Source organism: Clostridium sp. BL-8 (assembly GCF_002006495.1).
Lineage (GTDB): Bacteria > Bacillota > Clostridia > Clostridiales > Clostridiaceae > Clostridium.
Genome location: NZ_LZZL01000045.1, coordinates 35,985 through 47,274, shown reverse-complemented (window position 1 = coordinate 47,274; position 11,290 = coordinate 35,985). Strand labels below are relative to the sequence as shown.

Annotated in this window: 9 protein-coding genes and 1 other annotated feature; all 9 genes read left to right on the top strand. The window is 29.9% G+C overall.

Going from position 1 to position 11,290, the window contains the following annotated elements; translation table 11 throughout:
* Nucleotides 1-386: 386 nt before the first annotated feature.
* The 9 genes from CLOBL_RS15840 (at nt 387) to CLOBL_RS15800 (ending at nt 11,145) form a co-directional block, all read left to right on the top strand.
* Nucleotides 387-1,628 carry a pitrilysin family protein gene (locus tag CLOBL_RS15840; protein ID WP_077859934.1) on the top strand — a complete coding sequence of 414 codons (1,242 nt, stop codon included), beginning with the start codon at nt 387-389 and terminating at the stop codon, nt 1,626-1,628.
* 15 nt (nt 1,629-1,643) lie between these two features.
* Complete coding sequence (locus tag CLOBL_RS15835) at nt 1,644-2,672, top strand: low specificity L-threonine aldolase (protein WP_077859933.1); 1,029 nt, start codon at nt 1,644-1,646, stop codon at nt 2,670-2,672.
* Nucleotides 2,673-2,761: 89 nt separating this feature from the next.
* On the top strand, nt 2,762-4,228 hold the full coding sequence (locus tag CLOBL_RS15830; RefSeq protein WP_077859932.1) for an aminotransferase class I/II-fold pyridoxal phosphate-dependent enzyme: 1,467 nt from the start codon (nt 2,762-2,764) through the stop codon (nt 4,226-4,228).
* 201 nt (nt 4,229-4,429) lie between these two features.
* Nucleotides 4,430-4,729 carry an ATP-dependent Clp protease adaptor ClpS gene (locus CLOBL_RS15825; RefSeq protein ID WP_009172010.1) on the top strand — a complete coding sequence of 100 codons (300 nt, stop codon included), beginning with the start codon at nt 4,430-4,432 and terminating at the stop codon, nt 4,727-4,729.
* Between the two features lie 2 nt (nt 4,730-4,731).
* Complete coding sequence (gene clpA / locus CLOBL_RS15820) at nt 4,732-7,002, top strand: ATP-dependent Clp protease ATP-binding subunit ClpA (RefSeq protein ID WP_077859931.1); 2,271 nt, start codon at nt 4,732-4,734, stop codon at nt 7,000-7,002.
* 285 nt (nt 7,003-7,287) lie between these two features.
* The gene (locus CLOBL_RS15815) at nt 7,288-7,437 is read left to right on the top strand and encodes a zinc-ribbon domain-containing protein (protein WP_009172008.1); all 150 of its coding nucleotides are present in this window, start codon (nt 7,288-7,290) and stop codon (nt 7,435-7,437) included.
* A 275-nt stretch (nt 7,438-7,712) separates the two neighbouring features.
* Nucleotides 7,713-7,974, top strand: a binding site (T-box leader).
* Between the two features lie 75 nt (nt 7,975-8,049).
* Entirely contained in the window at nt 8,050-8,529 is a 480-nt protein-coding gene (locus tag CLOBL_RS15810; RefSeq protein WP_009172007.1) for an Lrp/AsnC family transcriptional regulator, read from the top strand.
* Nucleotides 8,526-9,698 (top strand): aminotransferase class I/II-fold pyridoxal phosphate-dependent enzyme, encoded by a 1,173-nt coding sequence (locus tag CLOBL_RS15805; RefSeq protein WP_077859930.1) that lies wholly within the window; start codon nt 8,526-8,528, stop codon nt 9,696-9,698. The genes CLOBL_RS15810 and CLOBL_RS15805 overlap by 4 nt, the downstream gene beginning before the upstream one ends.
* Nucleotides 9,699-10,119: 421 nt before the next feature.
* Nucleotides 10,120-11,145 (top strand): LacI family DNA-binding transcriptional regulator, encoded by a 1,026-nt coding sequence (locus CLOBL_RS15800; RefSeq protein WP_077859929.1) that lies wholly within the window; start codon nt 10,120-10,122, stop codon nt 11,143-11,145.
* Nucleotides 11,146-11,290: the final 145 nt, after the last annotated feature.

Here is an 11,290-nt window from a genome sequence, read left to right as displayed (position 1 = left end):
CCTCAAACAAGTTGAGGACAAGCAGCAAATGGAACAACCTTTCACTAACAACTTTCAGCAGCTTAATTTCAAATGCCTATTACATAAATATGTATATGATTTCTGGTATACATTCACATAAAAAGTTTGATTAAATAGAAAATTTTCATATGCGCAAATTAAATATATAATTTGCTTATTCATAACAATCTGTAAAGAAGTCATGCTTTGTTCACATTAGTGAGAAGGTATGACTTTTGTTGTAAAGTTAAATATATTTATTTATGAATTTAGAAAATAGGTTATAATATAAGAATAAAATTATAGAGTTTGTAATGTTGTCAGTTAGGGGAATGGATGGATTAATTATACTTGATATGTTACCATTAAGTGGACAAGGAGAAAAAATGGAAGAATATGTTTTTGGGAGTAATCTGAAATTAATATATAAAAATACAACTTCAGAGCTTACATCAATTTGCATAGCATTAAATGCAGGTGCAGGAGTTGAAACGGAAAAATATGGAGTTGCTCATGCAACTGAGCATATGGTTTATAAAGGGACAAAAAATAGAAGTGAAAAAGAAATAAATGAGGAATTAAGCAATATTTTTGGGTTTAACAATGCTATGACTAATTATCCTTATGCAATTTATTATGGAACCTTGCTTAATGAGGATTTTGACAAGGGTGTAGATTTACTAAGTGATATAATTCTTAATCCGAGTTTTAAGGAACAAGGTTTTAAAGAAGAAATGGATGTAATAAAAGAAGAACTTAAAGAATGGGATGAGGAATTAGAACAGTATTGCGAAGATAGATTATTTTTTAATTGCTTTGAGAAGAGAAGAATAAAATATCCTATTATAGGGACTAAAGAGAGTTTACATAATATAAGTTTAGATGATATAAAGGTGTTTTATGATAAATATTATTTCCCAGGGAATACATCAATTGTAATAACTTCGTCACTAGAATTTCCAAGGGTGAAAGATATTATATGCAGATATTTTGGAAGTTGGGAAGCAAAGGAAATAAATACAGCTGGAAAAAATAATTTAAATATTAAACAAATTAAATATGAGAATCCTAAAATGGAAACCTTCAATGACAAAAAAGAAGGTATAAAAACGTGTAGAGTTGAAATAGTATGCCCGATAGATAAGTTGAGTTTAAAAGAAATGAAGTGTCTTAGAATTTTTAATCAATATTTTGGAGAAGGTATAAATTCAATCTTATATGATACATTACGAATTAATAATGGGCTTGTATATGATGTGATTACCAGTATTGCATATGAAAATTATATAAAATTATATAAAATTACTTTTAGCACAGGAACAGAAAATGTAAATAAGGCTATTTTATTAATAAAGGATTGTGTAAAAAATCTATCTGACTTTAAAGAAAGAATCAATGAGAAACAATTGAATCAATTGATTAAGAATTTTAAGTTACAGAGATTATTTAAAGAAGAGAAAAGTATAATTTTAGCCAAGGAACTTGCTACTTATGACTGCATGTTTGGAGATTATAATATATATATTGACGAAATTTATAATTTAAGTGAATTAACAAGTGAAATGGTATTTGAAATTGGAAGTAAAGTATTAAAAAATATTACAATAGAAATAATCAATAATGTATAAATGGAGGAATATTTTATGTATAGTTTTAGAAATGATTATAGCGAAGGTGCATATTCAAGAATATTAAATGCACTAATTGAAACAAATTTTGAACAAACAGAGGGATATGGAACTGACTGTTATACCCAAAAGGCTGTCGAAATATTAAAGCAAAAAATCAATTGTGAAACGGCTGATATTCATTTATTAGTTGGAGGGACTCAGGTAAATCTTACTGCTATATCTGGTTTTTTAAGACCTCATCAAGCAGCGATAGGAGCAGATACTAGTCACATTAATTGCCATGAAACTGGGGCAATTGAAGCTACAGGACATAAAGTACTTACAATGAAAACCAGCGATGGGAAGCTTACACCTGACTTAATTCAAAAAGTTTTAAATGGACATGGGGATGAACACATGGTTCAACCCAAGTTGGTTTATATATCAGATTCTACGGAACTTGGAACTTTGTATACAAAATCAGAATTAACAGAGTTACATAATTATTGTAAGAAGAATAAGCTGCTATTATACCTAGATGGTGCTCGTCTAGGATCAGCACTTGAATCAGAGGAAAATGATTTAACACTTAAAGATATAGCTAAACTAGTAGATGCTTTTTATATTGGTGGAACAAAGAATGGAGCTCTTTTTGGGGAAGCACTTGTTATTTGTAATGATGAATTAAAAGCAGATTTTAGATATTATATTAAACAAAAAGGCGGCTTGCTTGCTAAAGGAAGGGTGCTTGGAATTCAATTTGAAGAATTGTTTAAGGATGATTTGTATTTTGAGCTTGCAAGGCATGCTAATAAGATGGCTATTTTATTAAAGAATGCTTTAAAAGGCAAAGGATATGAATTCTTATGTGACTCAAGTACGAATCAGCAATTTCCTATTTTACCTAATGAGGTTATGAAAAAACTAAGTGAAAAATATGCGTTTAATATTGAAAGAGTAATTGACGAAACAAATACAGCAATCAGATTAGTGACTTCATGGGCAACAAAAGAAGAAGCAGTTTTTGAGTTTATTGAAGACTTGAAAAATATAGGTGAATAAATTTTAAATATATAAACTGAGGTTTGGCATAAATTATTATTTGTACCAAACCTTCTTTAAACAAGATTTTGTATATAAAGAGGTGAGTTATGAAGAAAAAGTTGCCAGTACTAGAAGAACTGCTTAAATACCATGATGAAAATAATTTACTGCTCTCTATGCCTGGAAATAAAAGCGGAGATGGTTTTTTAGGAGATGAATTTGGAAAAGAATTTGCTAATAGATTAGGGTTCTTGGACATAACAGAAGTTGATCCTTTGGATAATTTGCATTCACCAGAGGGTATTATAAAGGAAGCTCAGGAACTTTTGGCTAAAACTTATAAAGCTAAGAAAGCATATTTTTTAGTAAATGGAAGTTCCTGCGGGAATTTAGCAGCTATGTTTTCAGCATTTAATGAAGGTGATGAAGTTTTAGTTGAAAGAAATTGCCATAAATCAATATATAATGGACTAATTATGAGAAGGTTAAAGGTCACTTATATTGAGCCAGTAGTAGATGATGAGAATGGTGTATTTTTACCACCAGATGAGACTAAGATTTATGAAGCATTGAGCCGAAGTTTGAATCCGAAAGGAATTATATTAACTTATCCTAATTATTTTGGAATAACTTATAATGTTGAGGAAATTATAAAAAAATTAAAATCAACAGGATTAAAGATAATTATAGACTGTGCACATGGTGCTCATTTTGGCATAAATAAAAGGCTGCCTAAATCTATTTCAAATCTAGGCGATTATGTAGTTTTAAGTGCCCATAAAACTTTACCGGCTTTAACGCAAGGTGCATATCTCTTGGTAAATGAAGAGAATAATATGTTAGAATTTTATTTAAAAGCATTTATGACAACGTCACCTTCATATTTAATCATGGCATCTTTGGATTATGCTAGGTATTATTTAGATAATTATGGCGAGAATGATTATGAACAGTTAATAAATAGATCTGAAAGATGGAAGCAAAAAATAAATGAACTGAAAAAGGTACATATATTAAGTAAAAATGATTTAAATGAGCAGTATGAATATAAAATTTTAAAGGAAATTGAAAGAAATCAGAAAGAATATTATGACATTGATTTAAGTAGATATATAATGATACTTCCTAAAGGATATAGCGGGCATAAGCTTTTAGATTATTTAAGAAGTCAAAGAATACAAGCTGAAATGAGTTTTTCAAGAGGTGTGGTTTTGATTTTATCACCATTTAATACTGATTCTGACTTTGAAATGATATATAAAGCTATTTTAGATCTAGAAATGAAGAGTATAATTGGTAAAGTTGAGTCAAAGTATTTTATAAATATTCCTATAAAGAATATGGAACCATATGAAGTGTTTGGGCTAAAGGGTGATTGGAAAGAAATTGGTGAATGTGAGGGCAATATTGCCAAAGAGTCAATAATACCATATCCACCAGGAATACCATTAGTTTGTCCAGGAGAGATTATATCACAAGAGGCCGTAAATATAATAAAAGATTATATCGCCAATGGAAAAACTGTAATAGGAGCAGTAAATAATAAATTACAAGTAATAAGCGACAAACAATGAATATGGGAGGAAAGCTGTAGGTTTTTTACGGAATTATATATTAATGAAAAACACTAAAGAATTGTATTCTTAATTTTTAAATTATTACTTTTAACTATTAACTGAATATAAGTATTATGATAAAATATAGCTATTTAGAATAACATATGGACAATAAGAAATAAAAAAAATAAAGTGCGGGGAGGAATGGAAAGTTATATTATGGAAACAAATATTGTTACCAAACAAAAAGATGAAGTTAAGGTGAAAAAGCCTAAACATTATAAAGTTGTTATGTATAACGATGATTACACAACAATGGAATTTGTTATAAATGTATTAGTGGTTGTGTTTAATAAAAATATTATAGAAGCTGAAAAAATAATGTTGGATGTACATGAAAGAGGTAAGGGGATAGCAGGGATATATAGTTATGATATTGCATTTACAAAAGTTAGTGTTGCAATGTCAATGGCTAAAGAAAAAGGCTTTCCATTTAAGCTTACTGTAGAGGAGGCGTAGATATGAAAATCACCAATGAAGTTAATTTAATATTGCTCAAAGCATATCAGGAGGCAAAAGAAAGAAATAGTGAATATATTACTCCAGAGCATCTGTTATATGCAGCAACATTTAATGGCAGCGTTGAATATGCTATTAAAGAATGCGGCGGAAGCTTAGAAAACTTAAGATATAATCTAAGCACTTATATAAAAACATATATTAATAAAATTGGTCAAGGAGAACCACAGGAAAGTATTGAATTTCAAAAAGTTATATTAACAGCTGATGAACAGGTAAAATATAGTGGTAAAGACGCTATTGATGTAGATCATATAATTTCAGCAATTTTTAATTTAGAGGAGAGCTATGCTAGATATTATTTGGAGCAGGAAGGTATTACAAGAAGGGATTTATTGTATATTTTATGCCATAGTTTAGAAGACACAGTTCAAGATTCTTATGAAGATGAAGCAAAAGAAAATTCAGGTAAAGAAGAATTATTAGAATCTGTTGAGCGTGAGCATAATGATACTAAGAAAAAAGAAGATGCATTCCTTAATAAGTTTACAATAAATCTTATTGAAAAAGCAAAGGAAGAAAGTGAACCTTTAGTAGGACGAGAGGATATCATAGAAAGAAGTATCCAAATTCTCTGCAGAAGAGTAAAAAATAATCCTATTCATGTAGGAGAATCTGGTGTTGGAAAGACAGCTATTACATTAGGCCTTGCAAAACTTATAAGTGAGAATAAAGTGCCAGAAAAATTAAAAGGCAGCTCTATATTTTCTTTAGATATAGGATCAGTGATAGCAGGTACCAAGTACAGAGGAGATTTTGAAGAGAGAATTAAAAGAATTTTAGATTTAATTGAAAAGAAAGATAATCCAATTGTTTATATAGATGAAATTCATAATATTGTAGGAGCTGGAGCTCTAAATGGTGGGGCTTTAGATGCATCTAATTTATTAAAGCCATATCTTACAGATGGAAAAATTAGATTTATTGGAGCTACTACTTTTGATGAATATAAAAAGTTTTTTGAAAAAGATAAGGCATTAAGCAGAAGATTCCAAAAGATAGATGTCAAAGAACCGTCTATTAAAGAAGCAATAGATATACTTAATGGGCTAAAAGGTAATTATGAAGAATATCATAATGTAACTTATACAGATGAGGCTATAAGTGATGCTGTAACTTTGACTGATAAATATATAAATGATAAATATTTACCAGATAAAGCTATAGATATTATAGATGAAGCTGGAGCATATGTTAGAATGCATAATGAAAACCTAGAGGAAAAAATTGTGGTCGACAGAAAAACTATTGAGGAAATAATCTCAAAAGTCTGCAGTATTCCAAAGCAGACAGTAGAGAGCAGCGAAATTAATTCATTAAAAAATCTTGAAGAAAAATTAAAGGAAAACATATTCTCACAAGACAAAGCAATTGAAGAAGTGGTAAGATGTATAAAAATGTCTAGATCTGGATTAAATGAAGAAGATAAACCAGTAGCATCTATGCTCTTTGTAGGGCCTACTGGAGTAGGAAAAACTGAGATTGCAAGATGCCTTTCAAAAATGCTTGGAATAGAGCTTATTAGATTTGATATGAGCGAATATATTGAGAAGCATGCAGCTGCAAAACTTATTGGATCACCTCCAGGATATGTTGGGTATGAAGAAGGGGGACTATTAACAGATGCAATAAGAAAGACTCCTCATTGTGTATTGCTATTAGATGAAATTGAAAAAGCACATGAAGATATTTTAAGTGTGCTGCTACAGGTTATGGATTATGCAACTCTTACAGATAACAAAGGCAGAAAGGCTGACTTTAGGAATGCAATAATTATAATGACTTCTAATGCGGGTGCAAGAAATATAGGTAAAAAGCTTATAGGTTTTGGAGAAAGAGAAGTTAAAGGTGAAGCTATAATGGAAGAAGTTAAGAAATTCTTCACACCTGAATTTAGAAATAGGTTAGATAAGATAATTGTATTTAACAGTATGAGTGATTCTATGGCAGTTAATATTGCTAAAAAGCAGTTAAATGATTTTAAAATTAAGCTTGAAGGTAAGAATATTAAAATTAAATTTAGCGATGAATGTGTTGATTATGTTGCGAAAACAGGCATATCGGATGAATTTGGCGCTAGAGAAATTGCAAGAGTCGTCGCCTCTAAGATAAAACCATTGTTAGTGGATGAAATTTTATTTGGGAAATTGAGTAATGGAGGAGAATGTACAATTAAGTTAGTAGATGAGGAATTTAAATTGACAATAAATTAGAGTTAAAATGAAAAAGCATAACTATAAGTTATAAGATATCTTAGTGTTAATTTGCTTAATAAGGCACATGAAAATAAATAACAGGTCCAAAGCTGATATAGAAAGTAGGCTGGCAGATGGACTTGTTATTTTTTTTTATTGTGCGTAATTTTAGGTGAAAATATTAATGAATAAAAGCTGAAATTAAGGGTTAATATATTTAATGATAAAGAAAAAAACTTTAAACTAAAAGAGGAGGTGAACTATTGCAAAGCCGTATAATGACTTTGACAATAGAACATTGGAATGGAAGATAAGAAAATAATTTGTAAAGACTGTGGAAAAGAATTCGATTTTACAGTAGGAGAACAAGAATTCTATAAAGAAAAGGGATTTGAAAATGATCCTGTAAGATGTGGGGAGTGTAGAAGGGCTAAAAAGCAACAAAGTAGGTAATCAGCATAAGTTTTGTTGATTTATTTGAGAGCTATAAAACGTGTTTTATAGCTCTTTTGAATTTATATATTAACATAGAAAATTGTTTTAAGAATTCAGATAATGAAAAAAATATAACTAAAATTAAAAAGATATGAAAATTATATTGGATTTTTTGAACATTTGCTAGTATAATATAGAGAAAGATTTAAATTATTAAATTATAACAGAATATGAATTCTATTTTGGATTATTTTAATTATAATGTACATTATAATTAATTACATACTTATATTAAAAAAATGGTGATAAGGAATAGTATATAAGAGTTAACTTTTAAGAGAGCTAGAGTTTGGTGAGATCTAGTAAGTGGGCCTTATGGAAGCAGCCTTTGAATTTTATAGCTGAGAAATAAAAGTTGTTATATGTAACTTTTAATTAGGCTATAACGTAATCCTCACGTTATAGAGGTGGAGTATTAATTGTACTCTATCTGAGTGAACAATATTTATATTGTTTATTAGGGTGGTACCGCGAAGCAGTTCCTTCGTCCCTTGTTTGGGATGGGGGATTTTTTTGTCTTTAAAAAAAGAAAAGTAGTAAATTAATTAAATAAATAGGAGGTTATTTTTAATGGAGGAAATACTTGAAATCTTAGAAAAGAATAGCAGATATAGTGACGAGCAAATAGCTGTTATGACAGGAAAAACAGTTGAGGAAGTTAGAGAAGCAATAAGAGATTATGAAGAAAAAAGCATAATAGCAGGTTATACAACACTTATAAATTGGGAAAATACAGGCAGTGAAACTGTTACAGCTTTAATTGAGGTTAAAATAACCCCTCAAAGAGGCGTTGGTTTTGATAAGGTTGCAGAAAGAATATATAATTTTTCGGAAGTTAAGGCATGTTATTTAATGTCAGGAGGTTTTGATCTAACCGTTATTGTTGAAGGGAAAACCATGAAACAAGTAGCACTTTTCGTATCTGAAAAACTTGCAGTGCAAGAATATGTATTAAGCACAGCAACACATTTTGTATTGAAAAAGTATAAGGACCATGGCAAAATATTTAAGGAAAAGAAATTAGATGACAGGGAGGCAATATTCATATGATTTTAGAAGATATGATTCTTGATAATGTCAAGAATATGCCTCCATCAGGCATAAGAAAATATTTTGATATTATAAATGAGATGGATGATGTAATTTCTCTTGGAGTTGGGGAGCCTGACTTTGTTACTCCATGGAATGTTAGAGAAGCTGGAATTTATTCTTTAGAACAAGGGCACACACATTATTCTTCGAATGCTGGATTTATTGAACTTAGAAGAGAAATATCAAAGTATCTTTATAGGAGATTTGACCTTAATTACAATCCTGAAAATGAGATAATAGTCACAGTTGGAGGAAGTGAAGGCATAGATATAGCTCTTAGAGCTTTAGTTGGTCCTGGTGATGAGGTTATAGTTCCAGAACCAAGCTTTGTAGCATATAAAGGATGCACAGCATTCACAGGAGCAACTGCAAAGGTGTTAAACCTTAAAGCAGAAGATGAATTTAAATTAACTCCTGAAGCTTTAGAAGCAGCGATCACACCTAAAACAAAGGTGGTTATAATACCTTTCCCTAATAATCCAACAGGAGCAATAATGACAAGGGCAGAACTTGCTGGAATAGTAGAAGTGCTTAAGGATAAAGATATTATAGCAATTTCAGATGAGATATATTCGGAATTGTGTTATGGTGAAAAACATGTTTCAATAGCATCATTTCCCGAAATGAAAGATAAAACTTTAGTTATAAATGGTTTTTCTAAATCATATGCCATGACAGGATGGAGATTAGGGTATATTTGCGGCCATTCAATTTTAATAGAAGCTATGAAAAAAATTCATCAATATGCTCTTATGTGCTCGCCGACAACAGCTCAATATGCAGCTATTGAAGCCTTAAAGAGTGGAGATACAAGCGTAGAGGAAATGTGCAAGGAATATAATAGGCGAAGAAGAGTTTTGTTGAGTGGTTTTAGAAAGATGGGACTTGATTGCTTTGAGCCACTTGGAGCATTTTATATATTTCCAAGCATACAAGCTACGGGGGTAACATCAGATGAATTTTGTGAGCAATTACTCATAAGTGAAAAAGTTCTGGTTATTCCAGGTAATGCCTTTGGAGAATGCGGAGAAGGCTTCGTAAGAGTTTGTTATGCTTCATCTATGGAGGATATTATGGAAGCACTAAAAAGAATTGAAAGATTTATTAACAGATTAAAAGAAAAATAGAAAAGAAGCAGTCTGAATAGTAGATATTTAGATTGCTTTCTTAATAATGATATGAATTTGATGTAAAAAAGGTATATTACTTAATTATTTTTGTAAAATTAGTAGATATTTTTAACATAAATATAATATAAAATTGCTTGAAATCCAGACGAATACTATAGTATAAAAGAAAATAGTGTGTGCTGATGAAATATAAATGATAAAATATAAGAATATTGACATCATATTCCGAATATATTATTATAAATGTGGAAGCGATACCATAAGTCGCACTATGATTTATAATTTAAGAAGTAAAAAAATTAACTTAAATTAGAAAATACCTTAGAAATATGAATGGGGAATAGTATTTCAAATTTGGCTTTTAAAATGCTAAAGATTCAGTAAGGTATTTTTTTTATATTGCAATGGGGTGGATTTTATGCCAGTAACAATAAGTGATATTGCAAAGCGAGCAAAAGTCTCGGCGGCAACAGTTTCAAGGGTTCTTAATAATTCAGGATATGTAAAAGAAGATACTAAAGCAAGGATATTAGTAGCAATAAAAGAGATGAATTATACGCCAAGTGCAATCGCTAGAAGCTTATCAAAAAGTGAAACTAATACTATAGGTGTTATTGTTCCTGATATAACCAATGCTTACTTTGGAGAGATAATAAAGGGAATTAGTGAGATAGCTGAAAAAAATAATTTAAATATAATTTTATTTAATACAGATAATTATTTAGACAAAGAGGTACGTGCACTAAATTTACTAAAGGAACAGAGAATTAAAGGGATTGTTATGACGCCTGGCTTTGGTGAAGCAAAGTGCAATGATAGATATATAAAGACAATAGAGAATCTAAATATTCCAATAATTTTAGCTTCAGCAGATGTGAAATTTGTGGAGTTAAATGGAGTTTTTGTAGATAATGTAAAAGGCGGATTTGATGCAACGAATTTATTGATTAAAGAAGGGCATACTAAAATAGGAATTATGACAGGGCTTCTAAGTTCGGAACCTCAAATAGACAGGCTAATAGGCTATCAAAAAGCTTTAAAAGATAGCAATATTTCATTTGATACCAGATATGTTTATCATGGTGATTTTAAACTAGATAATGCATATGAATTGACTAAAAAACTGCTCAATGAGAAAGAACCTCCTACAGCACTAATAACCTGCAGCAATATGATGACCATGGGGGTAATAAAGGCTTTAAAGGAGAAAAATAAAGATATACCTAAAGATTTAGCGATAGTAGGATTCGATAAAATAGATTTTTTAGACATAGTAGGACTTAATATTACATATATGGAAGATTGTCCGATTGAATTAGGCAGAGCTTCAATGGAGATGCTTTGTGAAGTTATAGATAATAAGAAGAATAATAATTCAGGGCTTAAAAGGCTGATTATTTCACCACAAATAGTAGCCAGAGGTTCAGAAAAAAGATTAAAATAAGATATACAATGGGGTATAATCTTGTCTTATAGTTATAGATATCAAACATATAAATTTAATTTATAACTTGCAACTGATATTTTTAATAAACCACAAGCTGAAATTTATAAGTAATAAATTAAGTTTTGATTTGTTTATCTATATG